The organism is Leptospira kmetyi serovar Malaysia str. Bejo-Iso9, from assembly GCF_000243735.2.
Taxonomy (GTDB): domain Bacteria; phylum Spirochaetota; class Leptospiria; order Leptospirales; family Leptospiraceae; genus Leptospira; species Leptospira kmetyi.
In genome coordinates this window covers 3,353,206-3,377,435 of sequence record NZ_AHMP02000003.1, presented here as the reverse complement: position 1 = coordinate 3,377,435, position 24,230 = coordinate 3,353,206, and the positions used below count along the sequence as shown (strand labels likewise).

Sequence of the window (24,230 nt, the reverse complement as noted above, 5' to 3'; positions counted from 1 at the left end):
GTTTCTCTTTAATTAAGAATTTCTTTTATACACATCCAAGATCAACTTTTGGATGACGGAGATTTCGGCTAACTTCCCGTAACCTTCGTCGCCGCAAACGACCACACCTTCCGAAGGATCGGCGAGAATCACGCCGTCTTCCGCCAAACGTTTTAGGTTTCTTTGAACCGCGGGATGAGCATACATAAAAGGATTCATCGCAGGAGCGACGATCACAGGACAATTCGCCGCAAGATAAGTGGAGGTTACAAGATCGTCCGCAATTCCGTTCGCCATTTTACCGATGATATTTGCGGTTGCCGGAACTACGGCGATCACGGACGCGGAATTCTTAGCGTCGATATGAGCCATTCCCTGTTCATATTCGTCGATGCGGACTTTTTTACCGGTCATCGCCTCGAAAGTGATCGAGCCGACAAACTCGGTAGCGTGTGCGGTCATGATCACGCTGACCGGATAACCTTCTTTCGTGAGATTTCTTACAAGTTCGCAGGCCTTATAAGCCGCAATACTTCCCGAAACCGCGATGAGTATTTCTTTTCCAGGGTTGGACATGGACGTTTCCGGTTTTTATTTTTTAGACTGAGCTTTATTGCTTAAATTGACTCGCGTAAAACGTACGGAAAGAATTTTATTACCTTCCATCTTTTCGACGGTAAGCGTTCCGGTTTGCAAAGAAATCGTAGAACCTTCTTCCGGCATATCTTCCAAACGGCCGAGAATAAAACCCGCGATCGTCCGAATGTCCTTGATCTCTTCGTCTTGAACACCCACGAGAATTTCCTTCAACTCGTCGAGTTCTGCTTCTCCGTCGATCGTAAAACTGTCCGAATGTTGGGCCGGAAACGGATCGGTTTCGTGATCGTCGGTTTCGTCCCGAATCTGTCCGAAAATTTCCTCGATGATATCTTCCAAGGTCAAAAGACCCGAAACACCGCCGTATTCGTCGATGACGATCGCCATGTGTTGTTTATTCTCGCGCAGTTTCTGCATCACCTTTTCGATCGAAAGACCTTCGGGAACGAAGATCGGAGGTTGCATGATGGCGGTCACTTTTTCCTTACGGCCTTTTTTGGAATTGGACAACCAAGTCAAATACGTCTGAACGTGAATGATCCCGATGATCTTATCGGTGTTACCTTCGTAGATCGGATATCTGGAAAAATGATGTTCCGCAATGATCGAAATCAAAGAATCCATCGTGGTATCGTGCGGAATTCCGATGATACTCAGACGATGAGTCATCACGTCCTTCGCTTGGTGTTCGGAGAACTGAAACGTGTTTTGGATGATCTGAAATTCTTCCTGATCGATCTTACCCTGTTTGTTCTGTTCTTCGATGATGATCATCAATTCTTCGGGAGAATGCATCATTCTACTTTTGTTCGCCTGAATTCCCATCAGCTTCAAAAGAAAGGAAGTCAGTTCGTTTAAAAAGAACGTGATCGGGTAAAACAGATAATAAAAAAAGAATAAAGGAATGCTGATAAAAAGCGCGATCGTTTCGGTGTTTTGAATCGCGATCGTCTTGGGAAGAAGTTCTCCCAAAAGAATATGCAAGAACGTGATGATCGTAAACGAAACCGTGATCGCCAAACCGTGAATCGTGGCTTCGTTCGTGGAATATCCGAGCGTTTCCAAAAGAAACGTAAGCCATCTCGAAACGTAACCTTCGCCGACCCAACCTAACAGAAGACTGGCGACCGTAATTCCGACCTGACAAACGGACAACATGTCGTTCAGTTTTTGAGCGGCCCGTTTGGTGACGAGGGCGAGAGGTTTATTCTCCTTAATCAATTCTTCCAGACGGGAAGGACGGATCGAAACCAAAGCGAATTCCGCAGACACGAAAAATCCATTGGCAAATATAAGTAAGACTATGATGAAAAAGCCGATTAGTTCCATTTTGGGAGGATAGAGATCAGATTGAATCTAAGATTGCGTGAGTTTAGAAAGTGCCCGGTCTTTGGGTTTAAAGTGCGGAAATCGGTTATCGTTGGAATGTAGAACTGACTACCTTCGGGGTCCATGTGACTTTACTGGATAGAGTCTTTGAATTGGCGAAAAATGTCGATCGTTTAAAAGAAAAAAACCCTAGATTTTATAGAACCGATGTTTTGAAAAAACGAATCCACATCGATCATTCTATATGTTTTCGAATTCGAATCCCTCGAAAAGAGGATTCGGGTTCGTTCGTTTCTTGGGAAAGTCTTTCCAAAAGGTTTATGTCCGATTCTGAATTTAAGTCCAAAGACTTGATGTAATACATTCTATGTACGCCCGAGTTGATCCAAAAAGAAACCCAATCCAAAAAGTCTTCCGATCTTCCCTTCCAACCGTTTCCGCTTAAGGAATCTCTCGTAAAAATCAATCTCTGCGGCGTGTTTCTAAAATCGTAACGTCTATGTAATCTTGAAAAACGAATCTGATCCTCTCCGCAGTTCCAAGAATATTCGTTTAAACTTCCGGGAGAATTATCTTCCACCTTCAAATTCCAAACCATCATCGAATGAGTTCCGGTGAGTAATTTATTTCCTTCGAAATACGCGGACCCGACTTTTTCAAAATTGGATCGGTTTAGAGATTCCGCGCTTTTACAATCGCCCACGTAGATTCTTTCGGACTTAACGTTGTCTTCTTTTCTGCTGAACTTTGTAAACAAACGAAAATCGATATCCGGAAATTCCTTCTTTAGATAATCGAAGGATTCCATTCCGGAAACGTTGAGATAAATCTGAACGCTGTCCCGTTTGTATAAGGATTCTATCAAAGATTTCAATACGACTTGAACCGTAAAAGAAGAAGCGGACTCGGAAGGAATTTCCTTCAGTTCGATTTCCTGAGAATCTCCCGGCTTCCAAAAGATATACGTTCTTTTATCCCGAACAAAAACGCTCAACACGGGTATATGCGATTTTTTGATTTCTTGATTTCGGAACGGATCGAGTTCCTCCAGAAGCCGTGTAACTTCCGTTTTGCGAATCTCCGAACGGCTCGAACTCAGGTGTTCCTTCGGTCCGGGATAAAATCCTCGAAACGAAGAGATTCTTCTGCTCGTATCGATCATGGAAACGAGAGTGTTCGGATACGCGGTGTTTCCCATCACTTCCTTTTGTTCCAAACGCGATAAGAATCCAAGCAGTTCGGTGTTGTGTCCGTGAAGAATGTAGTAGCCGATCGCCGCGTCCGTAAACTCGCGCACTCCGTAAACGACGGGAAGATAATTCTTCAGTTGAAGAAGCATATCGTCCGGTCTTCTGTGGATCGTAATCGCGACCGCCTGATCCAAAGCGCCCTTTACCGTTTTTAAATTTCTCGATTCTTTATGAGAATAGAATAAACCCGTAAGCCGAATCCATTCTTCCGTATAAACAGGATCCGCGGTTTTTAAAATTCCGTACGCTTTGGTAAATTCTATGATCGCTTTTCTAAGATCGTTTTTCTTATAATGAATGAATCCGTTGAGCAAAGTGGACGCGTATTCCACGCGTTTCCATCCTTTGCTTTGCGCTAAAAAAGTGATTTCTGTCGCCATCTTTCCCGCGACCTCCGGTTCGTCGTTCATAAGAATTTGTATAATGCGAAGTCGAGTAAAGAGATCGTCTTCGGTTAAATTCTTCGGAGTGGAAACGGACTTAAGAGCGTCGACCGCTTTAAAGGAATTTTTAGATCGTAAGATCGCCATCGAAATCAAATCTCTAGCGCTGTTGATCGAAATCGGTTCTCCCAAAAACGGATTTAAGATCGTGGACGACCATTCCAAAAAATCCAGATTCAAATAGTAATCCAGGGATTTCTTATATTCCTGATTGAGATAAGCGATGGTGCCTAACTTTAGATAAAGATGATTCTTATATGAGGTTCTTAGATCGGGATGATATTTGAGAATATAATCCAAAACCTTTTCGGCGGATGTAAGATCTCCTCCGATCAGATAGTAGTACGCGAGTTTTTCATACGAATATCCGATGATTCTTCCGCTTAAATTTTCGGATATGATGAGAATCTTTTCAAAGTGAACGGCTTCTCTGGAAAGTCCGAGCTCCGCGAGTTGATCCGCGATGTTGAAGATAAAATTGCTTAAGAAAGGAATGTATTTGAGTTCGGGATCTTCCAAAAACGGAGCGAGAGTTCGGTTTAAATTCAGATATTCCCGTTCGTGCGATTTCGCTTCGGGAGAAAAATCGGAAAGATATTTTTTCAGACGCAAAGTCTTACAAAGAGAATAATAAACCGTCTTTCTGGAACACTTCAGATTTTCGGGGGATTTTTTTTCGAACACCGCCTGATCGAAACCTTCGGCGAGTTCTTTGAGATACGGAGATTTTTCGTTTTTGTAAAACTGAGTCAGAGACGCTCGGGAAGAATCCTTAGAACTAAAATTCAATTCTTTTAATATTCTTAAAAAGATTCCCCCCAAAACGAGTTCGGAATCGCCGTCTGCGGTCAACTTGAGCAAGGCTTCGTAACGGCGTAAGTCCTTGTTGAGAATGAAGTATTCTCCCGCAAAAAAAAGATAATCAGTTTTTTCTAATAGAGTTAGATTGGAAGGAAAGGAATTGATTTCGTCCTTGGATTGAAAAACGGTTCTTCCGTTTAAATTGAAGGAAAATCCGTCCGAACTTTTGGCCCATCCGAACTCCTGTTTCGTCTGAGCCGCAATCGAATGAAAAGATACGAGACTCAGTATAAGGCAAAGACGGAATTTAAAGGAAAGAAGCTTCAAGGTCGATCAGACTGAAACGCCTTCTCTCTTTAGATCGCGTTTCATAAGGTCTTTCACAACTTCTTTCGGATTCTTACCTTCGTAAAGCATTTTATAAACTTCGTTCGTGATCGCCATTTCGATTCCTAACTTTTGAGAAAGTTCGTAAGCGCTTTGAGTTGTCTTCACTCCTTCCGCGACTTCGTTCATGCTGGAAAGAATTTGTTCCAGAGTTTCTCCCTTGCCTAAACGAAAACCCACGGTTCGGTTGCGCGATTGTTCTCCGCAACAAGTGAGAATCAAATCTCCCATTCCGGATGGTCCGAGAAACGTCATCGGGTCCGCGCCCAATTTCAAACCGATCTTTGTGATTTCGTTGAGTCCTCTCGTAATCAAAGCCGCTCTTGTGTTTTGTCCGAAGCCCAATCCGTCGCTGACTCCCGCGGCAAGCGCGATCACATTCTTCAACGAACCGCCCACTTCCACTCCGACCACGTCCGGAGTCCAATAGGTTCTAAAATATAAGAAGCTGAATATTTCCTGAACTTTACGCGCGGTCGCTTCGTTCTTCGATGCGATGCTTACGATCGTGGGTACTTTTTGTATGATTTCTTTTGCGAAGGAAGGTCCCGATAAATACGAAAGATACGCGTGATACTTTCCGGGCAGTTCCGATTCGAAAATTTCGGAAACGAGTCGAAGAGTTCCGTTTTCGATTCCCTTACTCGCGGAAACGATGGGAACTTTTTCGGGAAGATAACTTTTAATCTCCCTTAAAATATCGGTAAGCGCGTGAGAAGGAGGAGAAGATACGATCATATCCTTTCCTTCGACGACGGTTCTTAGGTCCTTGCTCGCGGTCAACTTTTCGGGAAGGGTAAAACTGGGAAGATGTTTGTTATTGATATGATCGCGGTTTATGCTTTCAATCTGAGAATCGTTTCTACACCAGAGAGTAACGTCGTATCCCTTGTCCGCAAGAAGACTTCCCAAAGCGGTTCCAAAACTTCCCGATCCGATCACTCCGATTTTCATGAAAGCTCCTCAATGACAGGTTAAGTCGAAAAAAATTCTTTCGTAAATCGAATCCGAAAGATCATTCCCGACTTGGAATCAATAATTTAGTTTACTCTTCTTTACCCGCAAACTATTTTTGATCTCCCATGCTCAATTTGAGGAAACTCATAGGCTTCAATCCTTTGGATATTTTACTCGGACACTCGTCCGAAAAGGAAAGCCAGAAGAGCAATTATAAAATCACTCTCAAACTCCATTCTCTGAATAAAATTCTGAAGAAAAAAATCTCGGAATCGGACGACGCGCTCGAATCCCTCGAGTTCGATTCGGGCAACGGGGTTTTGATTTTAACCGGACATTTTTCGATCCAAGGTTTGTTTTGGTCGCGGCTTTTAAAAACGGATTCCGTGGATTACAACGTTAGCCTCACTCCGGTTCGAGTGATTCAAAATCAGGTTCGTCTTCAAATTCAATCCTTCCGTTTATTCAGTCACACTCAGAGAAAATTGGATCCGATCCGTATTTTTTCGAAAATATTCCAGTTCCACAGAAGGTATATTTTGGAAACCATCGTTGAGGAAATTCCGGAAATTCTTCGTCTAACAGGAATTCGAAACGTAATCACGGTGAACATGGATTATTTTCTTTCTGAGATTCCCGATCTCGCCGGAAAAATTACGATTCAAAAGGTGATTCCAGAAAAAGGAAACGTATTCTTGTTCGTAAAATCCGGAACGATTCTTAAACCTCTTCTCGATTTTTTCGGGCCGGAATACATTCGAATCGAACCGATTTCCGAAAATCAGGATTCCCTTCTTCTTCTCTGGAGAGACTAATCTTTAGAAAGGTTGGACATTCCGTAACGCATTTCTAAATTGAGTGTACAGCTTCCCTTTTTTATAATTAGGGTGTAGCGCAAAAGAGACGGTAACGTTTCGGGTCGATTGAAATGAAAATCATCTATCTGACTGACATCCATGACGGTCTGAGAGGCTTGAAGGAAATTCTTCAGCAAACCACGGCGGACCTATATCTCTTTTCCGGCGACATCATCTACAAAGCTTTTTTCAGCACCGATCGCATCATAGAATTCTGCACCATACAAGAGGAGATGTATCGCATCTCCAAGGATCAGAAAGAAGAGATCAACGCGTATGATTATGCGACAAGAGCGATTCGTTTCCCCGAAAAATACGGCGCCGATATAGTAGAAAAATCTAAAGAATACAGAACTCTCTTTCATCAGGCCGCAAAAACGATGAAGGAAAAATACGAACTCATAGAAATCATCATTCAAAAATATTCTCGCGCGCCTGTGAGAGTTCTTCCGGGCAACTACGACATCGATCTTCAATACAGCGCCTTATACGAAAGAGACATTCATAGAAAAACCTTCGAACAAGACGGTTATAAATTCGCGGGTTACGGCGGAGCTCCGATCGTAACGTCGGGAATCCCCGAAAAGTTGGCCGTTAAGTTTCACGAATACAATCGAAACGGAAAAAGTTACAGCGAACCCGAAGACTTCTTCAAGGAAGAACAACCGGACGTAGTCGTGATTCACAATCCTCCTTACGGTTTCTTGGATAAGATTCCGAATTACGGAAACGTGGGTTCTCAAGGAATCCGAAGATATTTGGACGATTATCATCCCACTCTTGTCGTTTCGGGCCACGTTCACGAGGACCAAGGCATCGTCAAAAAAGGAAAAACCGTGTTCCTCAATCCTTCCAACTTCGGAGCGGTGGATTCGGTGTTCGGATTTCAGCCCGGAGGATTCTTCTCGGAAATATTTTTAGAAAATGGGCTTGTAGAAACCGTAAAATTGAATAGACTGGTGGACCACAAAATTCGCCTCTTAATGAACGTGGATTGCAGAGGAAGCGTTCCTTGTGTGACGTTCGTAAGTCAAGATTCGGAGGTGTCAGCGGAAGATTTTGTGAGAATCTAACCATGACAATCTCAGGTTTTAAAAACAATCCCACCATCCAAAAGTTCACCGGGTTAAAAAGATATTTCCGGTCCCACGAAACTAAAATCTCCAGAGAAAGAATCGAAGACTTCAAAAAATTCTCCAAGCTCATCAACTTCGGAGGAGACGTCGTCGCGTTCGACATTTTAGGATCGCTTAATTTCGGTCAGGCGACCGCGGAATCCGACACGGATATTGTGATGTACACTCAGTGCGAGAATTCCAAAATGGGCGAGTGCGGAATGGAGGATTGTTATAAGATCTCCCTGTTCAAACATCTGTTTATGAATCTCGTAACCTACGAACACAACACGGACGCGTATAAACTCGAGATCGTGGACTGCATCAATCTCAATCAACTCGAACAAGACATTAAGGGCGGACAATCGGATTCGGAATTGGTGATACGATTCTGTTTTTATCGATCGATCTGCAGAGGTGTGAACCGCAAACTTTTGAGAAAATACGAACAACAGATCGCATCCAATATTCCTTTGAGTAAATCCTTGGAGGAATCCATCGAAGATTGTTTCGACGGAATCGTTCAAACTTCGCAGCATACGTATTCGTTTCATAAGTATTCGCATCGATTGCAGGACAAAGGCATCGGCCTTCCGTCCACGATGGCCGCAAAAATTAAGGACTATCTGAAACAATGACCGGATTTTTAACCGTTATGCTATGTTTGGGAGTGGCCGCGGTTTTTTTTCATCTTCTCTACTCGGTCGATACGAAACGGATCGATAAGGCCGAAAAAAAACGGGACGCGGCAAACGGCGTATCGAAAGAATACGGAGATCCGAAAAAAGTCTACGGTAAGAATTGGGATCCGAATCTTCCCAAACCGAGAATTTGTCCCGTCTGCGGAAAATACTTGCAAAAAACGGAATATTTATACGCCGTTATAGCCGAACCTCCTTCTCCCGGTATTAAACGACATGCGAGAATTTACGGATGTAGATATTGTTATCTCGGTTTGAGCGAAGAAACTCCGGCGGAAAATCAGGATCAAACACAAACGGTAAACACGGATTCGGAATGGATTCCCACTGAAGTCAAGGATGAAGAACTCGGTCTCTAAAACGGAAAACACAAACGGAAACGGCGGACTTCTTTCGCCGGTAACGGTGATCAAAGGAGTCGGTCCGGCCAAGGCTGCGGCCCTCGCGTCCATTGGAATTCAAACTCTTCAGGACCTTTTGAATTTTTTTCCGAGAAGATATTTGGATCGGAATCTTACGGACAATGTCCTTTTAAAAACCGGCGAAACGGTGACTCTGATCGTGGAAGTCGTGGACGCGTATCTCGCACACGGAAAAAAATCAAGACTCGTAGTCGGCGCCAAAACGAGAAACAACGAAAGAATTTCGATCGTATTCTTTCGCGGCGTGAACTTCTTTCAAAGAATCTTCCAGCCCGGAACCACGTTAGTCGCCACCGGCAAACTCGAATACTTCCGCGGTTTTCAACTCATTCATCCGGATTACGAGATTCTTACGAGCGCGATCAAACCGACTTACAACGTCTCGACGACTTCCTCAAAAACGAGCGGAAGCAAAAAAGAAAACCAAGAACCCGAAGAGGAACTGGCCGAACTTCCCGAAATGATTCACGCGGGAAGAATCATTCCCTTATATCCTTCGGGAGAGGCTTTAAAATCGGAAGGACTCGATTCGAGAGGGTTTCGAAAAATTCTTTATTCCGCTTTGGAAAAACTCAAAGGAAAAATTCCGGAAATTCTTCCCGGTGAAATTGTTAAGCGAAGAGGTTTGGTTCCAAGAGAAGAATCGTATCGGGAGATACACTTTCCGACCGACGAATCCACTCTTGAAAACGCGAGATACAGACTCAAATACGAAGAATTATTTTATTTTAATCTTCTTATAGAACACAAAAAGAAGGAAAGAGAAAAGATCAAACGGGTTCTTTGGCCTTTGCCCGATTCTCAAACCGCGACGGCGGTCCGCAAAAATCTTCCCTTTCAACTTACGGAAGATCAGGAATCGGCGCTTCAAAAGATCCAGGATCTCACCAAAAAGGAACAGCCCATCGCGGTTCTTCTTCAAGGAGACGTCGGATCCGGAAAGACGTTAGTCGCTCTTTTGACCGCTCTTCGTTATATGGACAATCAGATCCAGGTTTGTATGGTGGCTCCGACCGAAATTCTCGCGAGACAACATTATCAAACCATTCTTAACTTTTTGGGAAACATGCCCTTTCTGGGAATCGAACTCCTCGTCGGAAAGGAACCGAAAAAGAATCGATACGAAAAATTATACCGAATCAAGAAAGGGGACACGTTATTCGTCATTGGAACACACAGCGTTTTTCAAGAGGACGTCGTCTTTTCGGAACTCGGTCTTGTGATCATAGACGAACAGCACAAGTTCGGAGTCGATCAAAGGGAAACGTTGCGATCCAAAGGAAAAAATCCGGACATTCTCGCGATGACGGCGACTCCGATTCCGAGAACTCTTTGTCTTACTCTTTACGGCGATTTGGATCTATTGACGATCAAATCAAAACCGAAGGGAAGAATGCCGATTCAGACAAAATGGTTTCAAGAGGATCGAAGAGACGGAGTTTATAAATCCATTCGCAAATACGTTTCCTCGGGAAGACAGTGTTATATCGTTTATCCTTTGGTGGAAGAATCCGAAAAAGTCGATCTCAAATCCTGCATCGAAGCCTACGAACAACTCAAACACGAAATCTTTCCGGACTTCGAGGTCGGACTCGTTCACGGAAAAATGGAAACCGAAGAGAAAGACCGCGTAATGAAAGAATTTTCCAAAAATAGAATTCAGATTCTCGTGTCGACGACCGTGATCGAAGTCGGGATCGACGTTCCCAATTCTACCGTGATGGTGATCGAACACGCGGATCGTTTCGGAATTTCACAACTGCATCAGCTGAGGGGACGAGTGGGCCGAGGAGATCAGGAAAGTTTTTGTATTCTTATGACCGATTCCAAAGTGACCGAAGACGCGAAGGTAAGACTCGACGCGATGGTCAATCTTTCGGACGGATTCGCGTTATCCGAAATCGATCTTCAACTTCGCGGGCCGGGAGAATTGATGGGAGTGCGTCAGAGCGGACTTCCCGACTTCAGAATCGCGGATCTAAGGGAAGATTCTAAGTTGATAGAACTTACGAGAGAGGACGCGGCCTTATTCGGAAATCCGGGCGATTTGGAAAAGGAAGAGATTCGGGGAAGATTCAGCGAAGGAAGATTGTTGTTCTCGAATTGATCGGAAGATTTAGAATTCGCCTTGTCGCTTAACAATTCATTTGCGATCGAATTCGCGCGATTTCGCTTTAACGGAAGGCGAACCGAAGTCCGCCCGCCGCAGTTTCAAAAATCAGTAAACGTACCAAAGAATGTATTCTCTCGGCTCCAAGTTACAAGTAAAACCACCGATATCGATCGTAGCGATGTTGATGATCAGAGCGGAATTCGCACAATCATCCACGTCCACTTTTTTATAGTAACGACCTTCGTCTACTTTCGCAAGCTGTGGAGAGATGACCGCGATAATCGCAGTGTTGTCCGGGGAAGCGATCGCTCCGATCAAAGCGCTGGTAAGAATTTGGTTTTTCGCTTCTTTACCGGAAACGGTATCAGGAATGGAAAGCCCGATCGAATCGAAAAGGTAACAATTTGTAAACAACAGAAACGGAATCAGGGAAGTGATGAACCACTTTTTCATTGGAAAGATCTCCCTCAAATTTTTTTTACTAAAATCCGATCCCCGCTCGAGAAGTACAGTTTTTTTAAACAAAAGAATTCGGATTCGGAAAACCGGACTCACTAAACGTACACATTTCCGGAAAATTTCAATCCTTATTAAGAATTCGTAACGAAGAATGGAATCGATTTCGAATCAAGATTTTGCGGATTCCATCGGACAAAAACCATTGCAAGAGACTTAGAATCCTCGATTCTGACAACCAGATATGAAAATTCTATTCTCCATCGTTTTACTTTTCTTTTTTCAAAACGCGATTTTTTCCCAAACGGGAAACGTTTCCTCGGAAGCGTACGTTCTCGGCGATTTTAAACAGGAAGCGGTTCTTACGGCTTATTCCAATCCGGGAGAATCCAGGATTCATTATCTAAGAAAAGACGTTTTGGAAAAACTTCTCGAGATGATACAAACGTATCAAAGGGAAAACCCCGAAGAAAAACAAAAACCGTTTATCGTATCGGCGTTCCGATCCTTTAAGGATCAAAAAGGAATCTGGGAAGAAAAGTATTCCGGAAAAAGAAAGATGAGAGAACCCGTAAAAGGAAAAACTCCCCAAGAAATTATTTCCTTGATTTTGGAATTTTCAAGCGCACCCGGAACCTCCAGACATCACTGGGGAACGGACGTGGATCTAAACGCATTAGAAAATTCTTATTTTGAAAAAGGCGGAAGGGGAGAAAAGTTTTACAACTGGATGAGCAAAAACGCGAAACGTTTCGGATTCTGCCAACCTTATTCTCCGAAAAACTCCCGGGGAAACAAAGGATACAACGAGGAAAAATGGCATTGGTCTTATGCGCCGGTCGCGAACAAACTGCAGGAAGATTGGGTTCGATTGTATAAGGAAGGAAAGATTCAGTTCAAAGATAAATTTTTAGGGGGAGAATTTTTACAATCCCTCCCCTTGGAATACGTGACTTCCATCAACCCGGAATGTAAATCGATTCGTTGACTCGATGCTTCCACGCAAAACGTTATGCGAATAGCTTACGCGGGATTCTGATAAACGTCCCACATCGTTTTCAAAAGGGTTTTCGCGTCGCTGTATTCGGGCGTCCACTGAAGTAATTTCTGAGCCATCGCGGAAGAAGCCAAAAGTTTTGCGGGATCGCCCGCTCTTCTACCGGAAATCTTATGAGGAATCGGACTTCCGACCACTTCCTCGGCAAGACGAATGACTTCCAAAACGGAATATCCTTTTTCGGAACCTAAGTTCACCGTAAGGGATTTTTTTTCCGCTTCCAGATATTCCAAACTTAAAACGTGGGCCTTTGCCAAATCGGTTACATGGATATAATCGCGCACACAACTTCCGTCCGGAGTTTCGTAATCCGTTCCGAAAACCTCGAATTCTTTTCTCATTCCGGAAGCGGCTTCCATGATGATCGGAAGAAGATTGGCCGGAGTTCTTTCCAAACCGCGCACTCTTCCCCGAGGATCGTAACCGGCCGCATTAAAATAACGTAATGCGGCAAACTTAAAACCTTTGAGTTGATCGAACCATTTTAGATTCTCTTCAACCGCAAGTTTCGTATAACCGTAATAATTTTCGGGATGAACCGGATGATTCTCATCGATCGGAAGATATTCGGGAGAACCGTAAACGGCCGCGGAAGAAGAAAAGATAAACTTCCTCGTTCCGGCCTTTTCCATAAAGGAAAGAAGTTTTAACGTTCCGTTGATATTGTTCAGAGCGTATTTGGAAGGATCGGTCATCGATTCGCCGGCGGCCTTCCAAGCGGCGAAATGAAACACCGCGTCGATCGGTTTCGAAAATGCTTTTTCCAAAACGGAATCGTCCTGGATATTTCCTTGGATCAGCTCGGGACCCGAAAAGAGATTGGCTTTGTTTCCCTTTTCGAGGTTGTCCACGATCACAAGCTCGTGTTTTTTTTCAAGAAGAAGGGCGACTACGTGACTTCCAATATATCCGGCGCCGCCCGTGATCAGTAATCTCACCTGTGATCCGTAACTCCCCGGTCGCTATCTCTAAAGAATTTTATAATATACTTAACTTGATCGATCAGATTTCCGGAGGCTTCGAGGTCGTCCAAAGCCTTTCTCGTGGGCATTCCGGAATGATAGATGACCTTATACGCGTGTTTGATCGCGTTTCTTACGTCCGGAGAAAAACCAGCGCGTTTCATACCGACGCTGTTGAGTCCGACCACGGTGCTCGGATTTCCGTCCACGGTGGAATAAGGAGGAACGTCCTGAACGACCTTTGCAAGACCAGCGACCATCGCGTAGTCCCCGACGAAACAAAACTGATGAACCGCCGCAAGACCGGAAATAAAAGCGAAACTTCCGAGAGTCACGTGACCCGCGAGAACACAACCGTGGGTAAGAATATTATTATTCCCGAGTATACAATCGTGACCGACGTGGGAATTCCCCATGAAATAATTTTTATTTCCGATTACGGTGGGAGAATCTTCTTTTGTTCCCTTATGAATATTCGCATATTCGCGAAAAATATTATGATCGCCGATGATCGTTTTCGTCAAAAGCTGTTGATTGAATCCTAAGTCCTGAGGCATTACCCCGATCACGGCGCCTTGATGAAAACGATTGAATTTTCCGATTTCGGAACCCGCGCAAATTTTTACGTGGTTCTCAATTACCGTACCTTCTTGGATGGAAACATGTCCTTCGATAATGGAATAAGGACCGACCTCGACGGATTCGTGCAGTTCGGCTCGAGGGTCGATAATCGCAGTCGGATGTATTTTCATTTAGACCTCACTTCGGTTCTAAAATACAAAAATCGACTCGGCTTTTTTATTCAAGCTTTTAAAGATGTCTTGAACATCCGTATAGTTTACTGAAAAGTAGCTTGTCTTAACCCGAAAAAAGGAAATATTTGGAGCGAGGTCACGAACATGCTTGTGGACTGGAACAGACTGGATTCTCTGAAGCAAGGAGACGACGAAGAGGAAGCGGCTTGGTTGAAGGAGATGGTGGAATCCCTTCTTACAAATATGGAAGTTCGAGTTAAAAACATCGTTCGTTTTACGGAAGAAAAAAAAGACGCGGATCTTCAAGCCGAACTGCATCAAACCAAGGGCGTTTCCGCTAACTTCGGATTGGAGGATTTGAGAGTCTTAGTCGCTGAAGCGGAACATCATTTAAAAAACGCGGATTCCAATTCTTCGTACACACTGAGTTTGAAAACTCCGGCGCTTTGGGAACAAACCCGAGACGAACTCAAAAAGAAATTCGGGATCGCCTAACTTTCACTTCGCATTCATATTTCGTTTTATCTTTTTTTTCCGTTTCAAAATCGAAGTTCGGCTTTCCTTTTCAATGAGGATCGGAATTTCTTTTGGAAATTTCTTTCAAATTCTTTTTTTAAACGGAGAATGGAGAACCGGTTCCTTCTTTTATTTTTTTAAAAAGGCGCGTTTATGAAAAATCTAATTTTCCTATTCTGTGTTTCGATTCTTTTCCATCAATGCAGCCGGGACACGAAGATCATTCGCGCCGTAAAAGAAAAGGACACGGAACAAGTCCGTTCCTTAATCGCACAAGGAGAGGACGTAAACGCGGTCGGAGAATGTTACAACGCCTTGAGCATAGCGGTTCACGATAAGAATATGGAACTCGTCGAACTTCTTCTTTCCAAAGGTTCCAATCCGAATGTGCGTAATTACGAATGTTTTCGATTGATTCCTTACGTGGGACGATTTCCGATCGGCAGAGATACAGCCTTGATTTATTCGAACGATCTTGAAATGACCAAGGTTTTGATCGGTGCGGGCGCGGATCCGAACGTTTTGGATATAAACGGCTATTCTCCCCTGCAAAGGGCGATTATGAAAGGGTTATCCGATGTTGCAGAATTTTTAATATTCAAAGGTGCGAATGTGAATCTGTTCGACAAGGACGGCAAGAACATTCATTTGGAGGCCGCGAATTCGATCCGTAAAAACAAACCCAACGAATCCGAAAAAATCCTAAAAATTCTCACCGCGGCCAACGCAAAGGATTTCGATTTTGAATCCGCGAAAACCGATACGACGGTTCATGAAAGTTATTTTCATTCCGTTTGCAAAACTTCCACGAAAATGGGAAAAGAAATCGCTTCGGCCGTAACGAATCGACCGATTCAGTTTTCTCCGCAGACTTACTGCGCTTCGGAAAAAGCGTTTTCTCATTACAGTGAATTCAATTGGGAAGACAATCAGCAAAACATGATGCAATGGTATATCAAACGTTTGAAGGATACGAAAAAGCCTGCGTCGACTTCTCCTTCGCCCGCCGCGGCGCCTCCGATTCCGTAGAATATTTTAAAAATGTATGAGTTCCTACGTTTTTTGTTCTGAGAATCAAATGAAATCAGGGAGAATCGTGGTAGTTCCTACAAAAGTTTCGAGAACGAATCTTTACTGAACTTTAAAACAAACGCAGGAGTTCCTACAAAACTTTGTTTCTACAACAATAGCAAAAACGAATTTTAAAAATTCCCCCTCTCCCTAAAAACAAAAAAGGCGATCTTGAAAACTCAAGACCGCCTTCGCAAAACCAATCGGGCCTTTTATTTACTCTCTGATTACTTTCCCGATTTCCGTTTTACAAAATAAGAATCCACGTCATCCGTAATCGGACGAATCGTTTCCTCGTATTTTAAAATGGATTGAACCGCTTTTTCATAGATGCTCATGAGCAATGCTTGAGCCGCGTCGCACATCTGCTCTTTTCTGAATTCTTCCACGTGAAGGGTTTCCGTGATCGAACCGTCCGGGTTGAACGGAAGCGAAGCGAGAAGATTCGAAATCACGATCTTATCGTCGCCCGCAACATGAGAAGGATCGTAGATCACGGGAAGAATCGTTTGATTCTTTACGTGAGTGATCACGTTCAAATCCGGAGTGTTTCTGCAGTAACCTTCCTTGATAAAAAGGGTTTTCACCCCTCTTTCGCAAAGAACTATATTCAAATTTCCTTGATTAGCAATATATTCCGCAGCGGAAAACCATTCTACCGCTTCGTTTCCGAAACCGCGTTTGAGAATCACTGGTTTACCCGTTCTTCCCACAGCTTCGAGAAGTTCGAAATCCTGTGCGTTTCTGGTTCCGATCTGAATCATATCTGCGTGTTTTGCGACTTCTTCCGCCATCGTATGATCCATCACTTCGGTTACGTAAGGAAGACCGGTTTCGGCCTTAACCTTATCCATCATCGCAATTCCTTCCCAACCGAGGCCGCGCCAATCGGTCGGACGAGTACGAGGTTTAAAAGCCCCGCCGCGAAAGATGATTCTATCTAAGATGTTGTATTTCTTTCCAAGTTCGACCGCTTGTTTTGCGATCGTCAAAGTTTGTTCGTAGGTTTGTGGAGAATCCGGTCCAACGATAAAGATATGTTTTCCGGTTCCGAACTTCCGAACCAAACCGTCCGGACCTTTGACTTCTACGATTCTTGTTTCTCTGTGAACCACTTCGCCGTTTTTACCGGCTGCGGTTTTTGCGATGTTTTTATATGGAATGGACACGTTCCAGATTTTTGCGACCCCGGGGAGTTCTTTGACATAGCCTTCTTTTTCGGAAATTTTGCGAGTATCGCCTATGAAATGAATCGTATCCGATACCGCCGCCCCGCGAATGATTTCGGTTTGATTTCCGCATTCTTTTGCGAGATCTTTAATTTTGTTCTCCGTTTCCGGATGGCCTTTTTCTAACTCAACTATGTCCACACTTCACTCCAAACGGGATATTCTCCCTTAGTTTACAAGCTTCTATTGTTCCGATTATCGTCAAGAATTCATCAGAAACTATGATCTTTCCCCGGAAACTCTCCGGATTTTACTTCCTTATTATAATTTCCAACCGCGCTCTTTACGATCGAGTGTAAGTCGGAAAACTTCTTCAGGAACTTAGGTTGGAAATTGGGATCCGTCCCTAACAAATCGTTCAAAACCAGCACTTGTCCGTCGCAATCCGGTCCAGCTCCGATCCCTATGGTCGGAACTCCGGCCTCTTGACTGACTTTCTTTCCAAGCTCGGCGGGAATCATTTCCAAAACCATGGAAAACGCACCCGATTCCGAAAGCGCAATCGCTTCTCGGAGAAGTTTCGCACCCGATTCTTCCCCTTTTCCCTGAACCCTATGACCGCCGAACACGTGAACGCTCTGCGGGGTCAGACCCAAATGTCCCATAACGGGAACCCCGATTTGTTTCAGAATGCCGACCAACTCGCAGATAAAATCCGACCCGCCTTCTATTTTGACTGCGTCACAATCGGTTTCCTTCATCATTTTTCCGGCGGAACGAATCCCGTCCTCGATCGAAGTTTGATAACTTAAAAAAGGAAGATCCGCGACGATGAATTTGTCCGGCGCACCTCGGCGAACCGCCTTGGTATGATAGATCATTTCCTCCAAGGTCACGGGCAAAGTACTCGAGTTTCCTTGAAACACCATTCCGAGAGAATCTCCCACGAGAATACAATCGACTTCCGTTTCGTTGAGAATTCTCGCGAAACTGAAATCGTAACACGTAACTACGGAAATTTTTTCTTTCCCCTTTTTTTCAGGAGAAAAAATCTTATGCACGTTTTTCATATTCGCCTCCGGTAAAATGCTCGTATAACGAACCTTCGCCGATCGATTCCAAAATATCCCGGATAAAAGGACGGGTAAAGAGAGAATGATGCGGAAGATGCAAACCTTTTGTGTGCATCGTTACGATATCGTATGTTAAAATATCGATGTCGATTTCGCGAGGACCCTTTTCGATTTCGCGAACTCGGCCCATTTCCTTTTCGATGCGAAGCGCGACTTCGAGCAATTCTTCCGGATTGAAAGTGGTTTCGATTTTCAAAATCTGATTTAAGAAATCGGGTTGATCCGTGACTTCCAACGCGAGCGTGTTCATCGGTTCGGATTCTTTGATCACTTCGATTCCGATCGTGTTCTTGAGTTTGCGAACGGCGATTTTCAAAAACTCGGCGCGGTTTCCGAGATTGGATCCTAAGGAAAGAAATGCTTCTTTCATCTTCTTCCTCCGGACTCGGAAAGTTTCAAACGATAGTCCGCGCATTCCAAATGAATTTCCTGAGTCATCTCTCGAAGTCTGGAATAAATTCTTCCCTCGGCTTTGTCCTTCCATTCCGCGGGCGACGTGTTCGAAGTGAGAATGGTGAGCTTTTCCTGTTCGTATCTCGCGTCGATCAAATCGTATAACTTGGAGTTCGACCAATCCGATTCTTTTTGAACTCCGAAGTCGTCTAACACGAGCACTTCGACTTCCGCAAAAAGTGTTTCGATCGTCTTTTCCATTCCGTGCGTTTCGGAATCTTTCTGATAGGTTTCGCGTAACGTGTTTAAAAAGTCGCGGTTGATCTTCGCATACTTGCAATTTGTCTTATATCGAAAAATCAGTTCGTTTAATATGATGCAGGCGAGAAGAGTTTTTCCCGTTCCCGGTCCTCCCCAAAGATACAATCCCTGAGAATGTACGTTCGAATCCGCCCAACGATGAACGAGTTCGTTGGCCCAATCGTGAGCGATCGTAAAAGAAATTCCCACGTCAGCGCTGTGATCGGCTTGGTCCAAGGTTCTATAACGGTATTTTGGAGGAATTCCAGATTTTTTGAATATACTTTCCAAATGTCCGAGTTCCATTCTCGCGTTATGACAAACACAAGGAACCATTTTGCCCAAAGCCTCGTCGTAAACCCTCCAAGGAGGTTTTCCCTGACAGGGACAATTCTCGGAAATACAATGACAAATGGATAAAACTCCGGAACTGGTTCCTGCTACATTCTCCGTAAGGGAGAATCCGACTCCCCCGCATTGCGGGCAATTGGGAGCGCCTTCTTGGATCGGGGTGTATTTCTTCAGAATCATACCGGTAATTCCAGTTTTTTCACCAAAAGGTTGAAGGAAAACCTTTTATGAAAGAAGAATCTGCTGGAAAAATGCAACGAACAAAAGAAAGTAGGGAAAGCTTTTTCGGTCCGGAATTCCGACCAAAAAAGAAAAAGATCCTTCCCAAATCGAGAAAAACGACTCTTATGTCGCTTATTTGGAAGAAAGTGGAAAAAAAATTCGTTCCTAGTTTATATCTCGGATTGTAAGTCCGATAGTTATACAGGAGAGAAGGCACAGGATGTACCTTTTCCCTAATACCATTGAAAGAGAAGTAAAAGGTGTGAGCATTATGAAGGTGATGAAAAGCATATTCATTCTTCTGGCCGTGCTGGGACTCAACCTGTCTGTTTTAGCTCAGCAAAACAATCAGGGTGGTAATCAGCAAGCCAACGAAGCAGTAGAGAAAATTGACGAGCTGTTAAAAGGCGAGTTGGTTCCCGAAGACGATGACAAGAACCTCACGGAAGAGCAGAAACGTCGTAAAAAGGCAATCCAAGAACAAGAAGCTCTGTGGAAGAACCCTGATTTTAAGGGCTATGACAAGAATTTCCAAGAACTCCACCAGCTCTCCAAGGCATTCGCGAACAACAAATTTAGATTGGCATTATCCAACTACCAATCGGGCGTAAACACGGTTCTCAAAATGAGAGAATCCGTTGAACAATACCGCAAAGAAGAAGCGGAGAAAAAGCGTCTCGATGAAAAGTGGTATTGGCAAAAGGTCGACCGCAAGGCGAGAGAAGACCGTGTCGTTTCCCGAGAAAAACTCGTAGCGAAACAACAAGCTCTGAACTATTTCACCAAGGCGATCAACCACTTAGATGAAATCAAAAACCCGGACTTAAGAGAAAGACCAGAGTTTAAAAGACTTCTTTCCGATACTTACAGATCATGGATCCTCACTGAGTATGATTTACAAAATCTTCCACAGTGTATCCCCATCCTCGAACTCTACATCGAGATCGACGAGAATGAGAAGGAATACCCTGCTCACAAGTATTTGGCAAGTTGCTACGCTTTCGAAGAGAACATGATTAAAAAATACGGCGGAGCATCCGAAGATCAGATGTTCAAATACCGTTACAAGAAAAACGTTCACCTTTTGAGAGCGACCGAGTTGAAATACGGAAAAGATTCTCCTGAATACAAACACATCGTTAACCTTGTAAACAAGGACGAAGTGATTTCAGTAAGACCGTAATCACACTCTCTTTCAAACGAAATGGAAACGAACCCTGCCCTTCAAACGGCGGGGTTTTTTATTTTTAACCCCCTTTAGCCCGCTAAATCAATCAACGTAACGAAAAACGAATCGGATCGCAAAATCGAATTCCGAAATTTTGTAATCGTTCCCGAGCGGAATCTTATAGACGAACTCAACGTTATCTGTTATTTTCTTTCGTTAACGAGGTGCGACATGCTTTTACCTGAAAAGATATTGATTCTGGCCGGCGTCCTGAATCTTGCCTACGGAAGTTTAACCGGTTTTCCTTATGCTCTTGCAAGAAAGAAAGCGGAATATCCTTCCCGCTACTTACAAGCGGCGCACATAGGTTCTTTGATGCAAGGAGCCATGTTATTGGGTCTCGTGGTTGCGTTTCGATACGCAAATCTATCGGAAAACTTGGCTTTGATCGGCGCTTCGCTGTTCGCGGTTTCTTCTTTATTTTTAGCGTTGAAAGATACGGCGAACTGGCTTCAGGGAATCAAGGACGAATTCCAAGAAAACCCGGTCTTAGGAAAATTGTTAGGCGCCATCGGAGTCGTGACCAATCTTGCGGGAATCTTCGTGATCATCTACGGAGTCTTGTCCACCTAATCCAATCAAAGACGGAGAATCGAAAACGTCAAACTTATCGTACGACTTGAAACTCCGTCTTCGCTTTCAAAACCCCGTTGATATGAATTTCCAAAACATGTTTTCCGGGAATGTGAACGCGGGTCGTCATCTGTTTAAAGGATTGTTTCTTTTCATAAGAAACGGATTCTTTCGGAAGAAAAACCCTTTCTTCGACTTGAAAAACTTTTCGGGATATTTTGCCGGAAACTTTTGCATATTGAATCTTATATTCGATTCTCAACCGAAGCGACTTCGAATCTTCGGATTGAACCTTAAAACCGAAAAAAAGATCGCCTCCGATCTTAACCGATTTGGATTTCAGTTTTAAGTTTAGAATTTTCGCATGTACATTGGAGCCGAAACCGAAGATTTCAAGCGCCTTAGGATTTCCTTCTTTTAAAAGACCGCGTAACGCATGTTTTAAAAGTGCGTCCCTTTCTTTTGAAGAACCCGCCCAGTCCTTTGCGATTTTCAAAACCAAATCCGGATGATCCTTCGATATATCGTTGAGATGATTTGCGACGCTTCTTCGAACCACTTCGTCCGGATCGTCCTTTAGATTTTCCAAAATCGGAAGCGTTCTTTGCGGATCTTGTTTTAAACCTGGAATTCCCATTCCCCAAGGAAGTCGCGGTCTGCTCCCTTCGGAAGATAAACGACGAACGTCCGCATTTTCGTTTAAGGACCATTCCGACATACGTTTCCAAGTAAGTTCGGGATGTCGGATTAAAAAAGGACGAATCGAAAACTCGCAGGAAATCAGTTTCGTAATTCTTTCAAATGCTTTCATCGATTCGTTCGGATGATCGATCCCGAGTATTTCCACCACGTCGCCCAAGAAGATCGTAAGAAAAACTTCCTTTCCCGCAAAGGATTTATCCAAGGAATCGGTGATGTTCAACAAAGGTTTCAACGTTTTCGGAAAAGGTTTCGGCAGTTCTTCGGATAAAACTTCCGCGATTCTTCGAATTCTTTGTTTGAGTTCGAGTTGTTTCCAATCTTTTTTTTTGAATCCGGAAATCCATTCTTCCTTTGAAATCGAAGGCAATTCTTTGGAGAAGGAATCCGCGATTTTCTCCAAGACGTTTCGTGAATATAAATCTTTGAGTAACTCAGCCATTGAAGAATTCCTATTCTGTCCAGTATTTTAGAATGTAGATTTTAATTGTTCCGACAAAGAAAACGGCAAAAAAGAAACTTGCACTTGCACGTTCCCTCAAAATACGCTCCGGGATTTCCGGATCCGCTTTCGGGTCGATAGGTCGAATTCTTTCCCGAATTCGATCCATCGCGTTTTCTTTCTCACAAGAATCGAATCGTTTCCGTGCGAAAAGAATGAAATTTCCGAACCCATCGATCACAACTCCCAGAACAACAAAACTTCCTTGTTTCCGTCCCGACCTTCGATCGGAGACCATTCCATACCTAAAATTTTTGCGCCAATTTCTTTTTTCAAATAGGAACAAATTGCACGAACGATTCTGATTCTGATTTTTGAATCTCGCAAAACCCCTTTCACGAGATCGTTTTCGTTCGCTTCGAACTGAGGTTTGATCAAAGTAATACATTCTAATTTTGGAATATTCTTTTCTTCTCTGAATCGATGAATCACCGGAAAAACGGAACGAAGAGAAATAAAACTCAAATCCATGACGATCAAAATCGATTCCGAATTCGGAACCGATAAAACGTTCGTTTCCCATTCGATTTCGGAAGAGGATAAATTTTTTAGATGAAAACGATCCTTTACGATCACCGCGGGATTATTTCTGATTTTTTCCGCAAGTTGTCCGTAACCGACGTCGCACGCAAAAACTTTCCAAGCCCCTTTTTCCAAAAGAACCTGAGTGAAACCTCCCGTCGATGCGCCCAAGTCCACGCAGAGTTTTCCTTCCGCTTTTAACGCAAACACCTCGAAGGCACGCAACAATTTGTAAGCGCCTCGACTTACATATTGCGGTATTATGTTGAGAATTCGGATCTCGCAGTTTTCCGAAAATTTTAATCCGACTTTGGTGATCTTCTGTTCGTCCACCAATACGGAACCCGAAAGAATCAAACTTCTCGCCTTTTCGGGAGAATCGGCAAATCCCCGTTTCAAAAGGAGATCATCGAGTCTAATTTTTTCTTTGGCCAATGTAGATCGGAAGTTCCCGGAAAAATATTTTTTCTTCGTCCGAAACGGAGAACTCGGACGCCAATGAGATTAGATTTTTTTGAAGTTCTTCCACCATTTGTTTGCAACGTTCCATTCCGAATAACGCCGGATAGGTGGTCTTTCCCGATTTCTGATCCTTACCGGGGGTTTTTCCCAAAGATTCCTGGGTTCCCTCCACGTCCAAAATGTCGTCCGTGATCTGAAAAAGAAGTCCCAAACTTTCCCCGTATCGGGTTAAGGATTCTTCCCTGGATTTCCAATCTTTTCGAAGACGGTTTCCCAAAAGTAAAGAGGCTTTGATCAAGGCTCCGGTTTTTAAACTATGAGTCAATTGAACCATCTCGATCTTTTGCTTTTCGTTTTTGGAATTCTTATCCTCCGCGTTTTCGCGTTCCATCTGTAAATCGTAAATCTGACCCGAAACCATTCCGGGCGCACCCGAACCTTTATGCAAAATTTCTAATAAATCTTTATGTAATGTGGAATCCAGATTCTCCCCTTGAACGAAAGAAACGAAATAAAACGCGAAAGAATTGAGCGCGTCTCCCGCCAAAATCGCGGTGGCTTCCGAAAACTTCTTATGAAGAGTCGGCAATCCCCTTCTAAAATCGTCGTTATCCATACTCGGAAGATCGTCGTGAATCAAAGAATACGTATGAATACATTCCAAAGAAGATCCGAGATAAAGTACGTTCGGACTTTTCGTTTGCAAACCGCCGAACGCGGCTAACGCCAAAACGGGACGAAGTCTTTTTCCGCCCGCGACAAGACTGTATTTCATCGCTTCGAAAAGTTCGGGCGCGGATTGTTCGGAAAGAACGGAAAGAGTTTGAGAATTTAAAAAATTCTCAAACGCGGATCGATAAGAATCGAATATCGGAGAAAAGGCAGATTGGCTCACTCTGCCTCCAAGT

General features: G+C 43.7%; 24 protein-coding genes. 10 read left to right on the top strand and 14 right to left on the bottom strand.

Translation table 11 applies throughout. The features are described 5' to 3' along the window. Nucleotides 1-12: 12 nt before the first annotated feature. The 4 genes from LEP1GSC052_RS18320 to LEP1GSC052_RS18305 all read right to left on the bottom strand — a co-directional run bounded on the left by LEP1GSC052_RS18320 (nucleotide 13) and on the right by LEP1GSC052_RS18305 (nucleotide 5,740). Nucleotides 13-555 (bottom strand): phosphopantothenoylcysteine decarboxylase, encoded by a 543-nt coding sequence (locus LEP1GSC052_RS18320; protein ID WP_010572810.1) that lies wholly within the window; start codon nucleotides 553-555, stop codon nucleotides 13-15. A 15-nt stretch (nucleotides 556-570) separates the two neighbouring features. After that, a complete protein-coding gene (locus LEP1GSC052_RS18315; protein ID WP_040913188.1) occupies nucleotides 571-1,905 on the bottom strand; it encodes a hemolysin family protein in 1,335 nt (444 codons plus the stop codon). A gap of 235 nt (nucleotides 1,906-2,140) precedes the next feature. After that, nucleotides 2,141-4,726: a tetratricopeptide repeat protein gene (locus LEP1GSC052_RS18310; protein WP_010572812.1), complete on the bottom strand. Its 2,586-nt coding sequence runs from the start codon at nucleotides 4,724-4,726 to the stop codon at nucleotides 2,141-2,143. 6 nt (nucleotides 4,727-4,732) lie between these two features. Further along, nucleotides 4,733-5,740: an NAD(P)H-dependent glycerol-3-phosphate dehydrogenase gene (locus LEP1GSC052_RS18305; protein ID WP_010572813.1), complete on the bottom strand. Its 1,008-nt coding sequence runs from the start codon at nucleotides 5,738-5,740 to the stop codon at nucleotides 4,733-4,735. Between the two features lie 128 nt (nucleotides 5,741-5,868). On the opposite strand from LEP1GSC052_RS18305, the gene LEP1GSC052_RS18300 reads away from it, so the two are divergent. The 5 genes from LEP1GSC052_RS18300 (at nucleotide 5,869) to recG (ending at nucleotide 10,945) form a co-directional block, all read left to right on the top strand. Continuing rightward, complete coding sequence (locus tag LEP1GSC052_RS18300; protein ID WP_020985910.1) at nucleotides 5,869-6,558, top strand: hypothetical protein; 690 nt, start codon at nucleotides 5,869-5,871, stop codon at nucleotides 6,556-6,558. 113 nt (nucleotides 6,559-6,671) lie between these two features. Continuing rightward, entirely contained in the window at nucleotides 6,672-7,673 is a 1,002-nt protein-coding gene (locus LEP1GSC052_RS18295) for a metallophosphoesterase family protein (RefSeq protein ID WP_010572815.1), read from the top strand. A 2-nt stretch (nucleotides 7,674-7,675) separates the two neighbouring features. Continuing rightward, a complete protein-coding gene (locus LEP1GSC052_RS18290) occupies nucleotides 7,676-8,353 on the top strand; it encodes a hypothetical protein (protein ID WP_010572816.1) in 678 nt (225 codons plus the stop codon). Next, complete coding sequence (locus tag LEP1GSC052_RS18285) at nucleotides 8,350-8,775, top strand: hypothetical protein (protein ID WP_010572817.1); 426 nt, start codon at nucleotides 8,350-8,352, stop codon at nucleotides 8,773-8,775. The genes LEP1GSC052_RS18290 and LEP1GSC052_RS18285 overlap by 4 nt, the downstream gene beginning before the upstream one ends. Next, entirely contained in the window at nucleotides 8,756-10,945 is a 2,190-nt protein-coding gene (gene recG, locus LEP1GSC052_RS18280) for an ATP-dependent DNA helicase RecG (RefSeq protein ID WP_020986413.1), read from the top strand. The genes LEP1GSC052_RS18285 and recG overlap by 20 nt, the downstream gene beginning before the upstream one ends. Before the next feature lie 111 nt (nucleotides 10,946-11,056). On the opposite strand, the gene LEP1GSC052_RS18275 is transcribed toward recG, so the two are convergent. Further along, complete coding sequence (locus LEP1GSC052_RS18275) at nucleotides 11,057-11,404, bottom strand: TIGR04452 family lipoprotein (protein WP_020986701.1); 348 nt, start codon at nucleotides 11,402-11,404, stop codon at nucleotides 11,057-11,059. Between the two features lie 247 nt (nucleotides 11,405-11,651). Here LEP1GSC052_RS18275 and LEP1GSC052_RS18270 point away from each other — a divergent pair, with 247 nt between their 5' ends. Then, complete coding sequence (locus tag LEP1GSC052_RS18270; protein ID WP_010572819.1) at nucleotides 11,652-12,395, top strand: M15 family metallopeptidase; 744 nt, start codon at nucleotides 11,652-11,654, stop codon at nucleotides 12,393-12,395. A 35-nt stretch (nucleotides 12,396-12,430) separates the two neighbouring features. On the opposite strand, the gene galE is transcribed toward LEP1GSC052_RS18270, so the two are convergent. Together galE and lpxA are read right to left on the bottom strand one after the other, a co-directional pair. Then, entirely contained in the window at nucleotides 12,431-13,393 is a 963-nt protein-coding gene (galE, locus tag LEP1GSC052_RS18265) for a UDP-glucose 4-epimerase GalE (RefSeq protein WP_208855711.1), read from the bottom strand. 5 nt (nucleotides 13,394-13,398) lie between these two features. Continuing rightward, nucleotides 13,399-14,178 (bottom strand): acyl-ACP--UDP-N-acetylglucosamine O-acyltransferase, encoded by a 780-nt coding sequence (gene lpxA / locus LEP1GSC052_RS18260; RefSeq protein WP_010572820.1) that lies wholly within the window; start codon nucleotides 14,176-14,178, stop codon nucleotides 13,399-13,401. 147 nt (nucleotides 14,179-14,325) lie between these two features. On the opposite strand from lpxA, the gene LEP1GSC052_RS18255 reads away from it, so the two are divergent. Together LEP1GSC052_RS18255 and LEP1GSC052_RS18250 are read left to right on the top strand one after the other, a co-directional pair. Then, nucleotides 14,326-14,676: an Hpt domain-containing protein gene (locus tag LEP1GSC052_RS18255; protein ID WP_020986193.1), complete on the top strand. Its 351-nt coding sequence runs from the start codon at nucleotides 14,326-14,328 to the stop codon at nucleotides 14,674-14,676. Between the two features lie 174 nt (nucleotides 14,677-14,850). Beyond that, nucleotides 14,851-15,726, top strand: a complete 876-nt coding sequence (locus LEP1GSC052_RS18250) for an ankyrin repeat domain-containing protein (RefSeq protein WP_010572821.1) — start codon at nucleotides 14,851-14,853, stop codon at nucleotides 15,724-15,726. A gap of 269 nt (nucleotides 15,727-15,995) precedes the next feature. Here the strand turns inward: LEP1GSC052_RS18250 and LEP1GSC052_RS18245 are convergent, their stop codons facing one another. The 4 genes from LEP1GSC052_RS18245 to zapE all read right to left on the bottom strand — a co-directional run bounded on the left by LEP1GSC052_RS18245 (nucleotide 15,996) and on the right by zapE (nucleotide 19,294). Next, nucleotides 15,996-17,138 carry an N-acetylneuraminate synthase family protein gene (locus tag LEP1GSC052_RS18245; RefSeq protein ID WP_010572822.1) on the bottom strand — a complete coding sequence of 381 codons (1,143 nt, stop codon included), beginning with the start codon at nucleotides 17,136-17,138 and terminating at the stop codon, nucleotides 15,996-15,998. A gap of 71 nt (nucleotides 17,139-17,209) precedes the next feature. Continuing rightward, nucleotides 17,210-18,007: a 3-methyl-2-oxobutanoate hydroxymethyltransferase gene (gene panB / locus LEP1GSC052_RS18240; protein ID WP_020985687.1), complete on the bottom strand. Its 798-nt coding sequence runs from the start codon at nucleotides 18,005-18,007 to the stop codon at nucleotides 17,210-17,212. Then, nucleotides 17,991-18,440, bottom strand: a complete 450-nt coding sequence (folK, locus tag LEP1GSC052_RS18235) for a 2-amino-4-hydroxy-6-hydroxymethyldihydropteridine diphosphokinase (RefSeq protein ID WP_010572823.1) — start codon at nucleotides 18,438-18,440, stop codon at nucleotides 17,991-17,993. Before folK ends, panB begins: the two co-directional genes overlap by 17 nt. Beyond that, nucleotides 18,437-19,294: an AFG1/ZapE family ATPase gene (gene zapE, locus LEP1GSC052_RS18230; RefSeq protein ID WP_010572824.1), complete on the bottom strand. Its 858-nt coding sequence runs from the start codon at nucleotides 19,292-19,294 to the stop codon at nucleotides 18,437-18,439. Before zapE ends, folK begins: the two co-directional genes overlap by 4 nt. Nucleotides 19,295-19,607: 313 nt before the next feature. On the opposite strand from zapE, the gene fcpA reads away from it, so the two are divergent. Together fcpA and LEP1GSC052_RS18215 are read left to right on the top strand one after the other, a co-directional pair. Beyond that, nucleotides 19,608-20,519, top strand: coding sequence for a flagellar coiling protein FcpA (gene fcpA / locus LEP1GSC052_RS18220; RefSeq protein WP_026131228.1), 912 nt, complete (start codon nucleotides 19,608-19,610; stop codon nucleotides 20,517-20,519). Between the two features lie 216 nt (nucleotides 20,520-20,735). Next, a complete protein-coding gene (locus tag LEP1GSC052_RS18215) occupies nucleotides 20,736-21,137 on the top strand; it encodes a hypothetical protein (RefSeq protein WP_010572826.1) in 402 nt (133 codons plus the stop codon). A 34-nt stretch (nucleotides 21,138-21,171) separates the two neighbouring features. On the opposite strand, the gene LEP1GSC052_RS18210 is transcribed toward LEP1GSC052_RS18215, so the two are convergent. The 3 genes from LEP1GSC052_RS18210 to LEP1GSC052_RS18195 all read right to left on the bottom strand — a co-directional run bounded on the left by LEP1GSC052_RS18210 (nucleotide 21,172) and on the right by LEP1GSC052_RS18195 (nucleotide 24,217). After that, nucleotides 21,172-22,278: a DNA alkylation repair protein gene (locus tag LEP1GSC052_RS18210; protein ID WP_020986220.1), complete on the bottom strand. Its 1,107-nt coding sequence runs from the start codon at nucleotides 22,276-22,278 to the stop codon at nucleotides 21,172-21,174. Nucleotides 22,279-22,515: 237 nt separating this feature from the next. Beyond that, nucleotides 22,516-23,295 carry a TlyA family RNA methyltransferase gene (locus LEP1GSC052_RS18200; RefSeq protein WP_010572829.1) on the bottom strand — a complete coding sequence of 260 codons (780 nt, stop codon included), beginning with the start codon at nucleotides 23,293-23,295 and terminating at the stop codon, nucleotides 22,516-22,518. Then, on the bottom strand, nucleotides 23,276-24,217 hold the full coding sequence (locus LEP1GSC052_RS18195; RefSeq protein WP_010572830.1) for a polyprenyl synthetase family protein: 942 nt from the start codon (nucleotides 24,215-24,217) through the stop codon (nucleotides 23,276-23,278). The genes LEP1GSC052_RS18200 and LEP1GSC052_RS18195 overlap by 20 nt, the downstream gene beginning before the upstream one ends. Nucleotides 24,218-24,230: the final 13 nt, after the last annotated feature.